Source organism: Mucilaginibacter sp. KACC 22773, from assembly GCF_028736215.1.
GTDB lineage: Bacteria > Bacteroidota > Bacteroidia > Sphingobacteriales > Sphingobacteriaceae > Mucilaginibacter.
Genome location: NZ_CP117883.1, coordinates 2,004,287 through 2,023,512 on the forward strand (window position 1 = coordinate 2,004,287; position 19,226 = coordinate 2,023,512).

Here is a 19,226-nt window from a genome sequence, read left to right on the forward strand (position 1 = left end):
ATCTTACACATCCGGGTTTACCATACACTAATTGCTACACATTGCTCATCCGTTTTTTTTTGCTATTAAATATTGATTAATAATATTTAATAGCAGGAAACATTTGTAAAATTTATAGGCGATATAAACATAAAAGTTTTATATCGCCTATAAATTTTAGGTTTTGGAGTAAAAATTGTGGCATGTTTTTCACCCTGAAAAACATGCTCAATATGTCTAATTACCTGATTTCCATCTCTAAAAACGAAGCTTTAAAAAATGGTACTATTCATGATCCGCACAGTAAGCTTAAAGTTAAAGCTTTTGATATGTTGCGCTCTACTTTTAAACCCCGTAAAGGCGAAATAACGTTTTTTGTTACGGCAGGCGATGAAACCCTCGCATTTGAAACCCAAGGCTACAAAAGGCACCGCCAGTTGCTTATACTGCAAATGATATCATGGTACTGCATTTACCTGGGGCTTTTTGAAGCCCAGATCCATAGTACGCTGCCAATGGCCTTTAATTTTAATTAGTTGCAACGGTTTTATTTAGATATCCGGACGTTTGATTTTGTATTTTTAATGAATTTAAAGCTTTTGTAGTGTAACAATGCTAAGTTGTGAGCCATTAACCGAATTCGTTTATTTGATTAAAACTGAAAATTACCCGGTATACAAAAGTGGCTTAACTTTAGATAATTGCAACTCGCCTTTTTATTGTTTCGAATGCCCGCGCTGATTTTTTTAACCGATCAGCTTGCGCCGGATTTTGGTGGGCTGTGCAGCATATCGCTCATCTCGATGATTTTTTCATCAATTTCGGATACACATCTATCCATCATGGCTATACATTCTTTTTCGTCTACAAGTCCTTCTTTTTCAAGGTTGATAAGGCCACGCAGGGTAGCTATAGGCCCCCGTATCTGGTGCGATAGGTAAGAGGAGTGTTCAGATAATTTACGGTTTTTGATCTGGAGGTCTTTGGTTCGCTCATCTATGATCTCTTCAAGGTGGTGGTTTATACGGTCAAGATTGTCTTTCTGCCTTGATACTTCGCCATTAAGTAGTGTAAGTTGGGCATTTGTTTTTGCCTTACGTTTTACGTTGCCAAACAACAACCCTATTACAACAAGTAAAAGGCCTGCAACTACTGTTACAGCCCAAAATTTGGTACGGTCATACGCCTGTCGTTCGGCAATGCGTTCGTTCTCTTTTATCTGTTCCTCCTGCTTTCGTGTGGCCTCAATCAGCTTCATTTGTACCGATGTATTTGTTTTAAAAGTAGCGCTATCAATTTTATATATTTCGCGCAGGTAAAACATGGCCTTTGCGTAGTTTTTACGGTTATATTCCAGTTCGTATGTGGTATGTTTGTAATCGTATTCCAGTTTAGGGTCTTTTACCAGCCGGGTATAGTTTATGCCTTCGTTTACTATATTTTCGGCCTCATCAAATTTTTTCTGGTTCATGTACAACGATGCCAGCGTTAAATCAATACTGGCTATTGATTCGTTTAAATCCTGTCGTTTGGCGTTCGAATTAGCTTCCAGTAACATCACTAAAGCCTTATCATATTGCCCCAGCTTAAAATAAACCACACCAATATTTTGTGCGCATTGCACCAGGTTCACCGAGTCTTTTAGCGATTTAAAAATAGATTGGCTGTTATTGTAATATTTAAGTGCCTGGCTGTAGCTGTTTTTGCGGGTATAAACGTTGCCCAAATTAAGATTAAGCGAGGCAATTAAACGGATATCGTTTATTTTGTTGGCGATGGCCAGGGATTTAAAAAAGTAATCGAGTGATTTGTTGCTGTCATGGTCACGATAAAGATTTCCCATGTTATTATACACTTTGGCTTCGCCGCCCAGGTTTCCGGCCCTGGTAAAAAAAGTAGCGGCGCTTAAATAATTTTCAAATGATTTTTCGGGCTGATCAAGGTAATAATTGGCCAGGCCCAACACGCGGTATGCCTCGGCTATACCATTGTTGTAATTTAATTTACGCGCCAGGTCCATGGCTTTGGTAGCATCAATAACTGTTTGTTCAGGATCGGTTAAACGATTTGCCAGCGCCTGTTTATTGATGCGGATAATTTCATTCGTATCTGCCTTTGCATCTCCATCAAGATCCTTCGCGTATAAGGCAAATGTGGTAAGAAAAAATAAAAGAAATGTGATGGTTCTTTTCATTAAAGCGCTGTTACAATATATTGAAAGTGAAAGTTATAAATTATACCGAAATATATTAGCAATCCTTAAGAAAAAGATGTTGATAATTATTTTATGAATTTTTCTTGAAAATTAAAAAACATATCTATATTTGTCTTGTTAATTGATTGATATACAGTTTATTAAATTACTGTAATGTGAATTTAATAATATTTTTTTAGCATAAAAATGACGTTTAAAACTGCTTTTAGGCAGTGAAAAATATCAAGAAATATTATATGTGTGTTAATATGCTGCCTGTTGCTTAAATATAATTGATAAAGTATAAAGTTGCTTTGTTGATAATTGCGGGATTTTATGTTTAAAACTAACAATTTAATTTTATAAAATATGTACAATTTGGGTACAAAAATGTAACAATTTTTAACAGTAGTGCGCATTATTTGGCAAAAAGAAGAGGATAAAATATAACTGGGAGATTTTACAGGCTATCAAAAAAAGCCTTTACAAATTGTTGGATCTATATGATTAATTAATACTTAAAGTAATATAATTTTAATATAAAATATTTATAAATATGAAAAAATTGACACTCTTAACATTGCTTGTAGCAAGCACAGGAGTTTTATCATCGGCGATTTTGGTTTCGCAAAAAAGAGTTGAGCTGCCGCAGGCCGCGAGTTTCATAAAAGTAGATTCGGGCTTTAAAAAAGACCTGGCAAATGCCGATTGATTATCAGGCAGCGCAACGGAAAAAAATAATTGGACTACACAAGTACACAAAATATATAATGATCATGAAAAAATTCATCACCCTCACCCTGGCAGTTTTATTCACCGCGGTTATTTCGTCTTGTAAAAAGCAAACTATAATCCGCGAAACGGCGTCACTGCATTCGTACGAAAACAGTGCACGCAGGGATCTTGGCAGTGCAGATTAATTTTCAAAATGATCAGTAAAAACATTTAAGAACTCAAAAATTAAAAACGAAATGAAAAAGTTCATCATCATAACCCTTGTTAGCTTAACCGCTGCAACAGGTATTTTATCATCACAAACTACTGTTAAACAAACTGCAAAACCAGAAGCTATTTCCCTTGCACCGTCAATATCGGGTTTCAAAAAGGATTTAGGCCAGGCCGACTAAATTATATACATCAATAACATTCACAATCAAACAAAATACTACATCCCCTTTCTTCAAATAAAAATCATGAAAAAGCAATCAATTATAGCAGCATTAGCACTAAGCACTATCCTTACATCATTTGTAAGTGCAGATAAAAAAACAGCAATCTTATCATCCAGTCAAACAGCTTTCACCGGCGGTCCAAAAAGAGACTTGGGTAATGCAGATTTCACCGGCGGTCCAAAAAGAGATTTAGGCAATGCTGACTTCGCATTCACTGGCGGCCCCAAAAGGGATTTGGGCAATGCAGATTTCACAGGTGGCCCAAAAAGAGATTTAGGTAATGCTGATTTTGCTTTCACCGGCGGTCCAAAAAGAGACTTAGGTAATGCCGATTTCACCGGTGGTCCAAAAAGAGATTTAGGTAATGCAGACTTTGCATTCACCGGTGGTCCAAAAAGAGATTTGGGTAATGCTGATTTCGCATTCACCGGCGGCCCCAAAAGAGATTTAGGTAATGCAGATTTCACTGGTGGTCCAAAAAGAGATTTAGGTAATGCTGACTTCGCATTCACCGGCGGTCCAAAAAGAGATTTAGGTAATGCTGATTTTGCTTTCACCGGTGGTCCAAAAAGAGATTTGGGTAATGCAGATTTCACCGGCGGTCCAAAAAGAGATTTAGGCAATGCTGATTTCGCATTCACAGGTGGTCCAAAAAGAGACTTAGGTAATGCTGATTTCACAGGTGGTCCAAAAAGAGACTTAGGTAATGCCGATTTCACAGGTGGTCCAAAAAGAGATTTAGGCAATGCTGATTTCGCATTCACTGGCGGCCCCAAAAGAGATTTGGGTAATGCAGATTTCACAGGTGGTCCAAAAAGAGACTTAGGTAATGCCGATTTCACAGGTGGTCCAAAAAGAGATTTAGGCAATGCTGATTTCGCATTCACTGGCGGCCCCAAAAGAGATTTGGGTAATGCAGATTTCACTGGTGGCCCAAAAAGGGATTTAGGTAATGCTGATTTCGCATTCACAGGCGGCCCCAAAAGAGATTTGGGTAATGCAGATTTCACAGGCGGCCCCAAAAGAGATTTGGGTAATGCAGATTTCACAGGTGGTCCAAAAAGAGATTTAGGTAACGCAGATTTCACAGGTGGCCCAAAAAGGGATTTAGGTAATGCTGACTTTGCATTCACCGGTGGCCCTAAAAGAGACTTGGGTAACGCAGATTTCACTGGTGGTCCAAAAAGAGACTTGGGTAATGCAGATTTTACCGGTGGCCCAAAAAGAGATTTAGGCAATGCTGACTTCACAGCATAATTGTCTCTCCATTTTGACAGCTTATAACAACACCACAACATGAAAAAGATCATCATCGCAATAGCCATCATATTAACATCAGGAATTACAGCCTACTCATTAAATAATAAGGAAACAAAGGCAACTCCCGATACTACAAAAAACCAAACCGTGTCATTCACTGCTAAAGCAGGTCACGGTCCCAAAGCTGACCTGGGCACTGCCGATTAATTAACGTGGGCCGATGTGCTCTTCAGCTTTTAAAGGTACAGGCGTTCGTTTTCCCGAAACACTTTTATATTCCCTGGATATTTCGGGGAATTTGTGTTTGATAGGGCGCTTGGTTTTGTAACGTCCGTCGTTATGCAGCGTTCGCCCAAATCAATAAACATCAATATATTTGCGCCAAACTAAATACCATGCAGCACATAAAGCAATATGTTGATGAGCACAGGCAACGTTTACTCGACGAATTATTTGCCCTTTTGCGTTTCCCTTCGGTTAGCGCCGACCCCAAATACAAAACAGATGTTTTAAATACTGCCGACCATGTAGCCCAAAAGCTGCGCGACGCAGGCGCCGATAATGTAGAAGTATGCCAAACGGCCGGCTATCCCATTGTTTACGGCGAAAAGATAATTGATGCCGCAAAGCCAACCGTGCTGGTTTACGGACATTATGATGTACAACCAGCCGATCCTATTGAACTTTGGCACACACCTCCGTTTGAGCCAACTGTGCGCGATGGTAAAATTTATGCCCGCGGCGCCTGCGATGATAAAGGCCAGTTTTATATGCATGTAAAAGCATTTGAGCTGATGATGCAAACAGATACCTTGCCCTGCAATATTAAGTTTATGATTGAGGGCGAGGAAGAAGTTGGCTCATCAAACTTATCCATATTTGTTAAGGCCAATAAAGAAAAACTGAAAGCCGATGTGGTGCTGATATCGGATACGTCGATGATCAGCATGGAGCATCCGTCATTAGAGACCGGCCTGCGCGGGTTATCGTATGTCGAGGTAGAAGTTACCGGCCCTAACCGCGATTTGCATTCGGGCGTTTATGGTGGAGCGGTGGCTAATCCTATTACTATCCTGAGTAAAATGATTGCCGCTATGCATGATGAAAATAACCATATCACCATCCCCGGCTTTTACGACGAAGTAATTGAACTTACCCCGGCCGAACGTACTGCCCTTAACAACGCACCTTATGATGAGGCTGAGTACAAGAAAGATCTTGATGTTGTTGAACTTTGGGGCGAAAAAGGCTATTCAACATTTGAACGAACAGGTACGCGCCCTACCTTAGAGGTTAACGGCATCTGGGGCGGTTACATTGGCGAAGGCGCCAAAACGGTATTGCCATCAAAGGCCCACGCAAAAATATCTATGCGCCTGGTACCTAACCAAACATTTGAGCAGATTACTGAACTGTTTACTAAACATTTCCTGAGTATAGCCCCAGCCAATGTAAAGGTGAAAATAACACCGCATCACGGCGGCGAACCCGTCGTAACGCCAACAGATAGCATTGCCTACAAAGCCGCTCAAAAAGCCATCGCCGAATCATTTGGCAAAGAACCTATACCTACACGCGGCGGCGGTAGTATTCCTATTGTGGCCCTGTTTGAAGCCGAACTTGGCCTTAAAACAGTGTTAATGGGCTTTGGTTTGGATAGTGATGCGCTGCACTCACCCAACGAAAAATACGATATCTTTAACTACTATAAAGGGATTGAAACTATCCCGTTGTTCCATAAGTACTTTGCTGAACTAAGCGAAGCTTAGTTTTGGAACAATGATTTTTAAATAAAAGATTCAAGGCCGGTGGATATTTCGCCGGCCATTTTTATTTTACTACCAGGAAGAAAACAGCTAAACAGATCAAGACAGCTAATCGAATAAATTATTTTAAGTTTGGCTTAACATCAAAGTAAACCTATAAACCATGACTAAAAAACAAACTAAGCGGGTATTGTTGTCCCTGTTGTTTACCGTTAATAGCTGTTCTGTTTTATTTGCCCAGGAGGCAGTGTTACCCACAGCCTGGACAAAAGCGGCTATGGACGCCCCGGTTCCGTTTCCCGAATATCCGAGGCCGCAATTGCAGCGCAGCGATTGGATGTGTCTTAATGGCCAGTGGGATTACCAGGGCGGAAAAAATGTGCAGGATGCGCTTGCTCCTCAAAAGCCATTGTCATTTGCCGGCGAAGTAAATAAAATCCGTGTTCCTTACTGTCCGGAATCCGTATTATCCGGCATTCAGCGTAAGCAGGAAATTAATATGTGGTACCGTCGCAGTTTCGAGGTGCCTGCCGGCTGGAAAAATAAACAGGTGATCATTCATTTTGATGCCGTAGCCCATCATACCACCTTATTTGTAAACGGCCACAAAGCGGGAGTACACGCCGGTAGCTATGATGCATTCAGCTTTAATATAACGCCCTTTTTAACAGCGGGCAACAATACTGTGGTTGTGGCGGCGTATGATTTAAATGATGGCCGTGTGCCATCAGGAAAAAGCGGGCCGCGTGGCGATTATACCTTCTGCTCGGGCATTTGGCAAACCGTTTGGCTGGAACCGGTTAACAAAACCTACATTGATAACATCCGTTTACTGCCCGACCTGGCAAATAACCGGCTAAAAGTGCAGGTAAATACACAGGGGAGCGGAAAATTAACTGCCGTGGCACTTGATGGCGACAAAGTGGTATCGCAAGCAGAATCAGCCCGCGATACTTACTTTTACCTGCCCATTAAAGCACCTAAACTTTGGTCGCCAGATGACCCATTTTTATACGATCTAAAGATCAGCCTGAAAAATGCCGATGGCAGCGTTGCCGACGAAGTGAAAAGTTACTTCGGGATGCGCGATATAAAATTGGGTAAGGTTAACGGCGTTATCCGTCCCTTAGTGAACGGCAAGTTTATCATGCAACTTGGCCTGCTTGACCAAGGCTATTGGCCCGACGGGATTTTGACGGCACCTACAGATGAGGCGCTTAAATTTGACATCAGTTTTACCAAGAATGCGGGTTTCAACCTTATCCGCAAGCACATGAAAACCGAGCCGCAACGGTTTTATTACTGGGCCGATAAAATGGGCTTGTTTGTTTGGCAGGATATGCCGGCCATCTGGTATCAAAATGAAGATACCCTTAAAACCCGTAAGGAATTCCGGAAGGAATTGAAGGCGATTATGGACGATCATTATAATTCGCCGTCCATTATTACCTGGGTGCCTTTTAATGAAAACTGGGGCGCGTTTGATGTTAAAAATATAACTAACTGGGTTAAGCAGTACGACCCATCCCGGCTGGTTAATGGCAATTCGGGCTTTAATAATAACCCCTCGTATCAAAAAGCTTACGGCGACCCCGGCAATGGCGATTATGTAGATACCCATATCTATGTAGGTCCATACGATGCCTCGGTGCCCGACGACCATCGCGCGGCATCTTTGGGCGAATTTGGTGGCGTTGGCATGTTTGTTCGTAACCATATGTGGCCGGTAGAAAACAATGCCTATGATTATGAGCCAACAAAGGCACGCCTTACCGATAGGTATGTGTTTTTACTGGACGAAGTGGAACAGCTGATGAAATACAAAGGGCTAAGTGTTGCCATCTACACCCAAACCACCGATGTGGAGCATGAGGTAAATGGCATATTAACCTACGACCGCGCGGTTGAAAAGATGGAGTTAAACAGGGTAAAAGCCGTAAATGAAGCAGTTATTAAGGAGAGTTATAAAATTACACCATAACCTGTTTGTCATTGGTCATTACGCTTTGCTTGTCATTAGTCATTGACGCTGCGCTTGTCATTGGTCATAGGTCATTTCGCTGCGCTGTGATTAGTCATTGGTAGATTTATTAAAAAAATTAAAACAATCGTTGCCAATCAAACTTGCCCTTAAATGACCAATGACCAATGACCAATGACCAATGACCAATGACCAATGACCAATGACCAATGACCAATGACCAATGACCAATGACCAATGACCAATGACCAATGACCAATGACCAATGACCAATGACCAATAATAATTGTATTTTTAAAAATTATATAATTATTACTGCTTATGATGGATTGGCTAAAGCGTAACGGGATACATTTTGCCGTTGCGGGTGTTTTTTTGGTACTGTGTTTTTTATATTTTTCGCCTGCATTTCAGGGCAAAACGTTGGGCCAGGGGGATGTGCTTGGTGCGCAGTCGACCCAAAAAGAGATCTTGGATTACCACGCCCGCGATACCACCATTTTGTGGACGAACCAGATCTTCGGCGGCATGCCCGCATACCAGATCTGGGCACCTTACAAGGCCAACATCGCCACGCACATTATAGGTGTTATTGGCTACACCGTACCTAACCCGGTTGGTATGGTGCTGGTATTTTTGTTTGGTACCTACTTTTTATTTAATGTGTTAAAGCTCAGCCCCTGGCTGGCAGCTGCCGGTGCTGTGGCTTTTACATTTACAAGCTATAATATGATATTACTGGCGGCCGGTCACACTAACCAGGCTTTTGCCATCGCTTTTTTTGCGCCAATAATAGCCAGTATTATGCTGGCTTTAAGGAGGCGGTATTTGTTGGGTGCATCCTTATTGGCTTTGTTCCTGTCTATCGAAATTAAGGTGAACCACCTGCAAATGACCTACTACCTGATGCTGGCCATTTTAATTTTGGTTGGTATCGAGCTTTATCACGCTATCAAAAATAAAACTACAGCATCTTTCCTCAAATCGTTAGGGTATTTGCTTGCTGCATCGCTATTGGCCTTCGCGGTAAATGCATCAACCCTGTGGAGCACTTATGAATACGGCAAGGATAGCTACCGTGGCAAATCAAATTTAACCACCGCCACCAAAGAGCCGCAAAATGGCCTGGCTAAAGATTATATTTACCAGTATAGCCAGGGCGTTGCCGAGTGCCTTACCTTTTTGGTGCCAAATGCCTCGGGTGGTGCATCCGGGCCGGAATTGATTGATCAAAATTCGGAAACTGTTAAAGTATTTACAGATAAAGGCGAACAGCCGGAGCAGGCTTTAAATTACGCTCAGCAAATATCGTCGTTCCCTGGCCTGTCACTTTACTGGGGCGAGAAACGGCCGGGCACCAGCGGCCCCTATTATTTTGGTGCAAGTATTTGTTTCCTGTTTGTATTGGGCCTCATTATTGTAAAAAACCGAATGAAGTGGTGGCTGTTGGGTACGGTGGTATTAACTATGCTGCTGTCATTCGGCGGCAACTGGCCATATGTATCCGATATATTTCTGAAGTACTTTCCGCTATACAATAAGTTCCGTGCGGTTGAATCTATTTTGGCGGTGGCCGGGCTTTGCTTCCCCGTGCTGGCCTTCCTGGCCATACAGGAGGTTATTATTACGGTTGATAAAAAGGTTTTGGTTAAAAAGCTATTGCTTGCCTTGTATATAACCGGTGGGCTGGTGCTGATATTGATCCTGGTGCCCGAATTGCTGCTCAGTTTCAGGCCAAGCGACCAGTTAAGCAGTATCACAAATTTAACTCAGGCTTTAAAAGGCGATGCTGCAACTGCTAACGCTTTGGCCAATGCGGTAGTAAAAGACCGGATTAATCTTGAACGCTCCGACGCCATCCGTTCGCTGGTATTTGTGCTGATTACTTTCGGTATTGTTTGGGCGCTTATAAAGCAAAAACTAAGCCTCACGACAGTATCTATGTTGCTGTTCGCTATCGTACTGGTTGACCTTTGGCAGGTAGATAAACGTTATTTAAAGGATGCCAATTTTACCGATAAACAGGAATCGGCAGTGCCGCAAAGACCTGTTGATGTGGAGATAGCTAAAGATCCGGATCCTGATTTTAGGGTATACGACGCCACCGCCGCTATAAAACAAGATGTACAGAACCCGTTTTTCCATAAAACTTTAGGCGGGTACTCGGCTGCACGAATGAAACGATATGATGAGCTGATAGATAATCAATTTACCAGGGGAGCAAATCCGGCTGTATTGAACATGTTAAATGCCAAATATGTCATCGTGCCCGATTCATCTAAACAAGGACAAATGTTATTGCCAAATCCCGAGGCATGCGGTAATGCCTGGTTTATAAAAAGTATAAAATATGTTGATGGCGCAGACGCGGAAATGAAGGCACTTAGCAGCTTCTCGCCAAAAAACGAGGCCGTGGCTGATAAAAGTTATCAAAGCGTTGCCGGCAATTTGCAGGCAGGCGATACTACTTCCGTTATCAAACTGGTAAGCTATAACCCCGACCATATGACATACAAATCGGCGTCAAAAACAGGTGGTGTAGCGGTGTTTTCGGAGATATATTATGACAAAGGCTGGAAGATGCTGATTGATGGGATAGAGAAACCATATTTCCGTGCAAATTACCTGCTACGCGCGGCTTCAATCCCGGCAGGGGAGCATAAGGTGGAGTTTGTTTTCCATCCGGCATCGTATTATGTTGGGGAAGATATTTCCATGGCTGGCTCGGTGTTGCTGGTGCTGTTGTTGGGCGGTGCTGTTTTTGGAGATGAGCTAAAGAAAATGATAGGAAAGAAAAGCAAGGACAAATAATTTTGATTTGTTTACTGATGCCGGTAGTTTGTCTGAACTCGGATTAAGCAGACTTTTCGGATTATTTGGATTTGATTTGGAGGACGAGACAATCAAAAAAATCCCGGTAATCCTCTAATCCGATGAATCGCGGTTCAGACAAAAAAGCGTTAGGGATTGCAGCGGAAAGCCCGGAGCGAGGGGGTAGGGTGCGATGGCCTGCGAGGACTTGCAGCGTAAAGCCCGCCCGCAGGGAACGCCCAAAAAAGTATCAAGTAGTTAGTATCAAGTAGCAAGATTTTTGATAACCGGGAAAAAAAATTAAAAAGCCAAAACAATAGCATTGATATCGAATTCCACTTATGAACCATGAACCATGAACCATGAACCATGAACCATGAACCATCAACCATGAACCATGAACCATGAACCATGAACCATGAACCATGAACCATGAACAAATTTTATTATCTTCACGCATCACCATATACACTGTCATGAAGAAAACCCTTACCCTTGGCTTATTGGCGCTGTCGTCGGCAAGTTTCGCGCAGCAAAAAACATTAATTGGCTTTACACCGGCATCGTCGGCAAAACAACTGGAAACCGAAAAAACGTTTGATGCAGGTTTAAGTTCGCAGCGCATTGGCGAAACCATTAAAACACTTTCGGCATTTCCGCATAATATCGGTTCGCCCGGTAGTAAGGCTGTGGCCGAAAAGATATTGGCCATGTACAAAAGCTACGGGCTTGATGCGCATATAGAAACCTATACGGTACTTTTCCCAACACCCAAAGCGCGGGTACTTGAGCTTACTGCACCAACAACTTATACAGCTGTGTTAAAAGAACAGGCCGTGCCCGAAGATGCCACATCCGGCCAGCCCAATCAGCTGCCAACTTACAATGCCTGGAGTGCCGATGGCGATGTTAGCGGTCCGCTGGTATTTGTAAACTATGGTTTGCCAGATGATTACATTAAACTGGCTGCCATGGGTATTGATGTTAAAGGTAAAATTGTAATTGCCAAATATGGCCGCTCGTGGCGTGGCATAAAGCCCAAAGTAGCCTATGAGCACGGAGCTATAGGCTGCATTATTTACTCTGACCCTGCTGATGACGGCTACTCTGCCGGCGATGTATACCCCAAAGGAGCGTACAAGAATGAATTTGGCGTGCAGCGCGGCTCGGTAATGGACATGGTGATTTACCCCGGCGATCCGCTTACGCCCGGTGTTGGCGCTACCAAGGATGCCAAACGTTTAGATAGAAAAGACGCGACCACGATATTAAAAATACCGGTACTGCCTATAAGCTATCATGATGCACAACCTTTATTGGCCGCGCTTGATGGCCCTGTTGCACCCGGCGGATGGGCCGGCTCATTGCCTATAACTTACCACATAGGCGGCGGCAAGGCTGTAGCTCACCTTAAAATGGAATTTAACTGGGATATGGTGCCCGCTTATGATGTAATTGCCAAAATAAAAGGATCAACTTATCCCGATGAGTGGGTAATGCGTGGAAATCACCACGATGCCTGGGTGAACGGCGCCAACGACCCTATAAGCGGACAAGCAGCCATGATTGAGGAAGCTAAAGCCCTTGGCGACCTGCTAAAAACCGGCTGGAAACCCAAACGCAGTATCATATATTGCTCATGGGACGGCGAAGAACCCGGCCTAATAGGTTCGACAGAGTATGCCGAGGCACATGATAAAGAATTGCAGCAGAAAACGGTGGTATATATCAACTCGGATAGTAACGGCCGCGGTTTTTTGGGTGCAGGCGGTTCGCAGGCGCTGGAAAGTTTTATTGACGAGGTAACGAATGGCGTAACCGACCCACAAACCAAAGTAAGTGTGTTCGATAGGAAAAAGGCGATGCAACTGGTAAATGCCAAATCAACCGGCGACAAGAAAGAGATATTGGAGCGTAAAGGCGAAAAGCTGGAAGCGCTGGGTTCAGGATCTGATTTTTCTTCATTCCTGCAGCATTTGGGTATCCCTACGCTTGATTTTGGTTTTGGCGGCGAAGACGGCGGTGGCGAATATCACTCTATATATGATTCGTTTGATGATTACAAACGTTTTAAAGATCCGGAGTTTGCCTACGGTGTTGCCCTGGCGCAAACTGCCGGCCACTCGGTATTGCGCATGGCCGATGCCGAAGTATTGCCATTTGATTTCAGGAGCCTGCAAGCTACCATTGCCAAATATGCCACCGAACTTACCAAACTGGCCGATGATACCCGCGAAGCCACCAAAATTGATAACCAACTGATAAAAGCTAACGATTACACCCTGGCTGCCGACCCAACCCACCTGTACAAAGCGCCGGTTGCTAAAGATACCGTACCCCCAATTGATTTTAAACCACTAACCGGCGCGCTGGATTCCTTAAAGAAAAGCGCCGATAAACTGGCCACCTACTGGAACGCCGCCGCCCTGAAAGATGGCGACCACGATAAACTAAACAAACTCCTGTACCAGGCCGAGCAGCAATTGCTTGCCGCCGAAGGGTTGCCTCGTCGTGGCTGGTACAAACACACCATTTACGCGCCGGGCTTTTATACCGGCTATGGTGTTAAAACCATCCCCGGCATCCGCGAAGCAATTGAGCAACGCAATTGGGACGAAGTAAAGGAGCAGATAGGGGTGGTTGCAGGCAGAATAAATGCATTGGCGGGATATTTGGCGATGGGGGTGAAATAGGGCAGCGATATAAATATTTTAGAACTACCAGGCTGATAATATGGGCCGTGCCTGCGGCACTTATGCTTGTTTGTATTTATGTACCCCGGGTTGAAACCCGGGGCTACAAAATGTTTCGGGCCGATGGCCCTTAGCTGCATTTGACCAGAGCAGATATGGCTAAACATAATACAGAGGCGTAGCCCCGATCAATTTTGTAGCCACGGGTTTCAACCCGTGGTATAAAAATAAATGAAGAGTGAGAGCCGTAGGCTCGGTACATATAAAATAAATAGTAAACATCAATTGCCCCGATAAAATGGCAAACACTTATCATCAAATCTACATTCAAACAATTTTTGCCGTTAAATACAGAGACGCGGTGATTGAAAAAAAAATGGAGCGCCGAACTGTTTGGTGTAATAGGCAATCTAATCAATGAAAACAATTGCAAAACTATTATTGTAAATGGTGTGGAAGATCATGTACATTGTTTTATCGGCTTGAAACCTACTGTTTCAGTTTCGGATTTAATGCAAACAGTAAAAGCAAAATCATCAAAATATATTAATGATCATTCGTTAACCCCTAAGCGTTTTGAATGGCAGGACGGTTATGGTGTATTTTCCTATAGCCAATCGCAGGTTGATAAGGTTTATAAATATATCCAAAACCAGGAAGATCATCATAAAAAACAAACATTTAGAGAAGAATATCTTGACTTTTTAAAAAAGTTTAAAGTAGCTTACGATGATCGGTATGTTTTTCAGGATTTGATGTAAGTATTTACCGCTATATTTTGATGCAAAATGTAATCGGTAAACTCTCCTGCTATTTTATTTTCCTGCAATTTGCGAAGAAACAAAGCGATTTTTCGATTGGTGCGAAAACTCCGTAAGCGAAATCATATAAACGGCCAAATGTAGCGAGAATAGCGCAATATCATTGATCATGAAATTTTAAACCCCGATTGCTATGTTTAACAGCCTGGGAAAGATCAATTCAAAAACTTATTGATGGTTTTTACCAGTTTGTTAATATCAAAGGGTTTCGGTATAAAAGCGTCGTAACCAAAGTTTGCCAGTGATATGGCCATTTCATGATATGCGGATATTAATACCACGGGGATATGGGCGGTTTCTTTATTTTTTTTGATCAGGATGCAAATTTGGCCGCCGTTTAACCCAGGCAACATATAATCGGTTAAAACCAGGTCGGGCGAGAAGTTTTTTATCGATCCGATAATATCATCGGTACGATTGATGCCGCTGACCGAAAAATTATTGAAATTTAAAACGGTTGTGAGCACGGCAAGAATGTCGTCATCATCTTCGATGATCAAAATATTTTTAGCCATGTGAATATTATATATGCTATATTAAATTCACGAATCGGCAAAAATGTTTTTTATTTTTTCAAAATTTAACGGCTTATTTATAAAGTCGATTACAAGAGGATTCTCTTTCGACCTGGTTACATCGTCGACGCTTACAGACGAGGTAAGTATATAGATTTTGCTTTTCTTTAACGAGTCAATTTTTAACCTGTCAAATTCGGCCAAAAATTGCCACCCGTCCATTACCGGCATAGCCAGATCCAGAAAAATAAAATCCGGAAGCTGCCCGGGGTTGTTTTCATTAATTTTGCTGAGCTCGTCTATTGCACTTTTGCCATTTTGGAAAGAGTCAATATGAGGATCCATCAGCACCTTTTTCATCAATGCTTTTACGATAACGCAATCCAACTCTTCGTCATCTATGACAAGAATGCTCACACCCGAATCAATAATTCCCATCAGCCGATAAACTATTAAACAACATTAATATTCCAATATGTTGTATATACGGGAATGAATTTATTTTGTTACAACTTTTAATTAAAACGGGTACATAAAAAATGGCGATGTGTTTTAACACATCGCCATTTTTTATGCTACAAATCACTAATTCACTAAATCAGTAACTCAACAATTAAAATCACTCCCCGTAATACACGTTGTTTTTCAAATCAACATCGGGTAATTCGTGTTCCGGGTCAATCACCATTGATTTAATTTTTGATGTTGATGGATATTTAAGCGTCCATACTCCGCCGCGCTGCCAAACGTTTACCGGCAGGTGCAGGGTTTCAACCTTACCGTTGGCCTGGTTAATTTTCAGGTCGACAGGCATGGCCATTTTTTCGTTGTTGGTAATGGTGATCAGCGACCCATTTGCAGCGTTATCGTCAATATATTTAACGCCGGTAATGGCCTGGTCAATTTTCCAGGTAGTAGTAAACCAGCCTTTCCAAAACCAGTTTAGGTCTTCGCCGCTGGCATCGTTCATCGCGCGGAAAAGGTCATAAGGCAACGGGTGCTTAAACGCCCAGTTTTTAATGTATTCGTGAAATGCATAATCAAAACGCTCGGGACCTAAAACCACGTTGCGCAAAATATCCATACCTAAAGCGGTTTTAACATAGTACTGGCCGTAATCATTCAGGCCTATGGCTTCGGGCGCGGTCATCAGCGGATCTTTACTGTTGCGGTACATACCTAAAATGTGTTGCGCCTGTTTGCTGGTATCGTTATACTCGCCTTTGTTAAATTGTTGCGAGGCATATTCATTAATAAAAGTGTTGAAGCCCTCATCCATCCACATGTATTTACGCTCGTTTGAGCCCACTATCATCGGGAACCAGTTGTGGCCAATTTCATGGGTAACATCTCCCCACAGCTGGCCTTTTTTAAGGCCGCCAAGGCAAAATATAGCACCGGGGTATTCCATGCCAAGGGCAACGCCAGATACGTTCACAGCCGAGTTCCATGGGTATTCAAAATAAGCTTTTGAGTAAATCTCCATGCTGTTTTTCAGGTACTCGGTCGACCGGCCCCAGCTATCAACGCCGGCACTCTCAACAGGGTAGGCCGACATAGCAATACCCTTACGGCCCGATGGGAAATTAACCCTTGCAGCATCCCATATAAAAGCATTTGATGCGCCAAAGGCCACATCGCGGCTGTTAAGCATTTTGTAGTGCCAGGTAAGGCTTCCCTTAAACGGACGGGTTGCCGCTTTGCCAACTTCATTCTGCTTAATCAGCATTACTGTTTTATCGCTGCTTTTGGCTTCGGCCATGCGGCTCAACTGTGCAGGCGATAATACTTCTTCGGGGTTTTGCAAATCGCCACTGCCTACAACCACCATATTGGCGGGGGCGGTTATGTAATAGTCAAAATCGCCGTATTCGCAATAAAATTCGCCAAGGCCCATGTAGGGCAGGGTGTTCCAGCCTTCAACATCATCATAAACGCACATGCGGGGGTACCATTGGGCAATTTCGTAAACATAACCTTGTTTAAACTTTTTGCGGCCCATGCGGTCGGCACCATAAAAAGGGATAGCAAAATCGTAATTGATTTTTACGCTTATTTTTTCGCCTTTACCTTCCATTGGGGCATTCAGGCGCAGTTGCATACGGGCATCGGTTACAACCGGGGTAACTTTATAAGTTTCGCCTTTGTAGGTGACCTCAACCGAGCCTATGTGGTAACCGCCACGACTAAAGCCACGCACATCAAAGCGGTCGCCGGTGTAGGGGGTTACCGCTGCGCCGCGCGAGTCGGGTTTAAATAAATTCTGGTCAAGTTGCAGCCACAGGTAGTCTAATTGGTCGGGGCTGTTGTTGGTATAGGTGATGGTAACTTCGCCGGTAATGGTGGTATCTTTACCTTCGTTCAGGGCGGCTTTAATCTGGTAGTCGGCGCGGTTTTGCCAATAAGTTGGCGATGGTTTGCCGGCATTTGAGCGGGTGCCTTGCCCGGTTACCGGCCAGGTAATGGGGCCAAATGATTCCTGGTGATTATACTTAACAGAGTCGGTTTGTGCCGATGCCGGGTTTGCCGATGCAAATAAGCCAACAGCACATAAAATGTTGATCAGTTTTAAATAGCGCATTTTGTCAGTCAATAATAAAAACCGCAAATAAAGGGAAATAAATTGTGAAGTTGGTAATTTGGAAGCTTAAGTAAGTGGAATTAAATGGGTTTAACATAATTGAGGTACTATGTAATACCAACAAACTGTGTGTACCCACTGGGAATGAAACACCCTGAAACACCATGAGACGGGGTGGTACGGGGTGGTACGGCCTGAAACACCCTGGTACGGGGTGGTACACTTGGTAAGTACTTAGTCAAAATGGAAATCGGTTAGTTTGAAATAATAATCGATAAAGTATATTTGTGTAAAGCAACGACATATGAGCAATCGGCCGACGATAAATAAGAAGGCAGGTAATGACGCTTTAGTTGCGAAGCCTTTACGAAAAAAAGCCATATTGAATTTAGTAAAAATCCGTGCAAAAGAGATTGATGCATCAAGACCTTCGGTTTATAAATATTTGTTACCGTAGGTTTTAAATACAAACCGCATATAGGAGCCTGTAGCGCAGCTATGCTCCCAGCGAGAAAATATCTGCTAATAATATATATAGCAAGCAATGCAATTTAAACCTGTAACCTAATTTTTGATAGATGAGCAAACGTTTCCTATTGATTTTACCCCTTATTTTATTCATCTCTAAAAGTGTGCTGCTGGCCCAGGATGAGTTACTGGAAAACAGAATAGTTCAGTCTAAAAAAGATACAAGAACTTTTAACATTCAATCTCTTGAAGGTAAAATAGTAAGAGTAAAAGTTTTACCTGATTACGTGCATAATATTTTGTGTGTAATATATTTAAAAGATACAGTTAAGGTATTTGATTATTGGGATGTGGTGCCCAAAACATCCTATTTGAGTAAACGATTTATTAAAATAAATTATGAAGTTAGGGGAGGTTCAAATTTCGGTCTTGGAAATTCATTGATAATTTGTGTAAGTAATAATAAGTTGTATGAAGCACTACACGTGTTGCGATATACGGATTGGGAATCGGAATTGGTTAAAACTTATAATGTAAAGTTTGCACTAGCAGATCATAAAAAAGATTATGTGCTTACAGCAAGCATAAGAGATAAATCGATTTCATCAATCAATCCTGAAACAAATTATGAATATACAAGTAGCAGTAAGTTGCATTTTGATAAAAAATTAAAGATATTTTATAGTATAAAGGACGATTTATACGATACATTAAAGGTTATTTATCACGACACAACCTATAGACGTGAAATTCAAGGTAATTTTCCTGAAGTAATTTTAGAGGACAATAAATACGTTTTTATCGGAGGTCAATGGTTCGAACTCAGCAAAGACTCAATAATTAAATATTAACTTGATAACTTAACCAGTTAATTCGATGTTTTTAGGGAAGATTGACAGTAATGTAAAAGCTGCCGCTGTTTTGCTATTTTAAAACTTACAATCAAATTAGTTTCAATTCAACATCCCTCCCCTAAAACTTTTCC

General features: G+C 42.3%; 16 protein-coding genes. 12 read left to right on the top strand and 4 right to left on the bottom strand.

Features of this window, described 5'->3' with window-relative positions; translation table 11 throughout:
* Window positions 1-212 precede the first annotated feature (212 nt).
* On the top strand, window positions 213-515 hold the full coding sequence (locus PQ469_RS08730; protein WP_143065449.1) for a hypothetical protein: 303 nt from the start codon (window positions 213-215) through the stop codon (window positions 513-515).
* Window positions 516-733: 218 nt separating this feature from the next.
* On the opposite strand, the gene PQ469_RS08735 is transcribed toward PQ469_RS08730, so the two are convergent.
* Window positions 734-2,173 carry a tetratricopeptide repeat protein gene (locus tag PQ469_RS08735; protein WP_274212611.1) on the bottom strand — a complete coding sequence of 480 codons (1,440 nt, stop codon included), beginning with the start codon at window positions 2,171-2,173 and terminating at the stop codon, window positions 734-736.
* Between the two features lie 556 nt (window positions 2,174-2,729).
* On the opposite strand from PQ469_RS08735, the gene PQ469_RS08740 reads away from it, so the two are divergent.
* The 10 genes from PQ469_RS08740 (at window position 2,730) to tnpA (ending at window position 14,617) form a co-directional block, all read left to right on the top strand.
* Entirely contained in the window at window positions 2,730-2,885 is a 156-nt protein-coding gene (locus PQ469_RS08740; RefSeq protein WP_274212612.1) for a hypothetical protein, read from the top strand.
* A 64-nt stretch (window positions 2,886-2,949) separates the two neighbouring features.
* On the top strand, window positions 2,950-3,093 hold the full coding sequence (locus tag PQ469_RS08745; protein WP_177183822.1) for a hypothetical protein: 144 nt from the start codon (window positions 2,950-2,952) through the stop codon (window positions 3,091-3,093).
* Between the two features lie 51 nt (window positions 3,094-3,144).
* Entirely contained in the window at window positions 3,145-3,300 is a 156-nt protein-coding gene (locus PQ469_RS08750) for a hypothetical protein (RefSeq protein WP_177183823.1), read from the top strand.
* A gap of 66 nt (window positions 3,301-3,366) precedes the next feature.
* Window positions 3,367-4,602, top strand: coding sequence for a hypothetical protein (locus PQ469_RS08755; RefSeq protein ID WP_274212613.1), 1,236 nt, complete (start codon window positions 3,367-3,369; stop codon window positions 4,600-4,602).
* A 39-nt stretch (window positions 4,603-4,641) separates the two neighbouring features.
* Window positions 4,642-4,812: a hypothetical protein gene (locus PQ469_RS08760; RefSeq protein ID WP_177183825.1), complete on the top strand. Its 171-nt coding sequence runs from the start codon at window positions 4,642-4,644 to the stop codon at window positions 4,810-4,812.
* 188 nt (window positions 4,813-5,000) lie between these two features.
* Window positions 5,001-6,374, top strand: coding sequence for a dipeptidase (locus PQ469_RS08765; RefSeq protein ID WP_090649296.1), 1,374 nt, complete (start codon window positions 5,001-5,003; stop codon window positions 6,372-6,374).
* A gap of 160 nt (window positions 6,375-6,534) precedes the next feature.
* On the top strand, window positions 6,535-8,352 hold the full coding sequence (locus tag PQ469_RS08770; RefSeq protein WP_274212614.1) for a glycoside hydrolase family 2 protein: 1,818 nt from the start codon (window positions 6,535-6,537) through the stop codon (window positions 8,350-8,352).
* Between the two features lie 321 nt (window positions 8,353-8,673).
* On the top strand, window positions 8,674-11,163 hold the full coding sequence (locus PQ469_RS08775) for a YfhO family protein (RefSeq protein WP_274212615.1): 2,490 nt from the start codon (window positions 8,674-8,676) through the stop codon (window positions 11,161-11,163).
* A gap of 476 nt (window positions 11,164-11,639) precedes the next feature.
* Entirely contained in the window at window positions 11,640-13,856 is a 2,217-nt protein-coding gene (locus PQ469_RS08780) for a transferrin receptor-like dimerization domain-containing protein (RefSeq protein WP_274212616.1), read from the top strand.
* Window positions 13,857-14,221: 365 nt separating this feature from the next.
* A complete protein-coding gene (gene tnpA, locus PQ469_RS08785; RefSeq protein ID WP_274212617.1) occupies window positions 14,222-14,617 on the top strand; it encodes an IS200/IS605 family transposase in 396 nt (131 codons plus the stop codon).
* 215 nt (window positions 14,618-14,832) lie between these two features.
* Here tnpA and PQ469_RS08790 read toward each other — a convergent pair whose 3' ends face one another.
* The 3 genes from PQ469_RS08790 to PQ469_RS08800 all read right to left on the bottom strand — a co-directional run bounded on the left by PQ469_RS08790 (window position 14,833) and on the right by PQ469_RS08800 (window position 17,773).
* Window positions 14,833-15,192: a response regulator gene (locus PQ469_RS08790; protein ID WP_090649313.1), complete on the bottom strand. Its 360-nt coding sequence runs from the start codon at window positions 15,190-15,192 to the stop codon at window positions 14,833-14,835.
* 27 nt (window positions 15,193-15,219) lie between these two features.
* Window positions 15,220-15,630: a response regulator gene (locus PQ469_RS08795; RefSeq protein ID WP_274212618.1), complete on the bottom strand. Its 411-nt coding sequence runs from the start codon at window positions 15,628-15,630 to the stop codon at window positions 15,220-15,222.
* A gap of 181 nt (window positions 15,631-15,811) precedes the next feature.
* Complete coding sequence (locus tag PQ469_RS08800; protein ID WP_274212619.1) at window positions 15,812-17,773, bottom strand: M1 family metallopeptidase; 1,962 nt, start codon at window positions 17,771-17,773, stop codon at window positions 15,812-15,814.
* 578 nt (window positions 17,774-18,351) lie between these two features.
* Between PQ469_RS08800 and PQ469_RS08805 the strand changes: the two genes are divergently transcribed.
* Window positions 18,352-19,092, top strand: a complete 741-nt coding sequence (locus tag PQ469_RS08805; RefSeq protein WP_274212620.1) for a hypothetical protein — start codon at window positions 18,352-18,354, stop codon at window positions 19,090-19,092.
* Window positions 19,093-19,226: the final 134 nt, after the last annotated feature.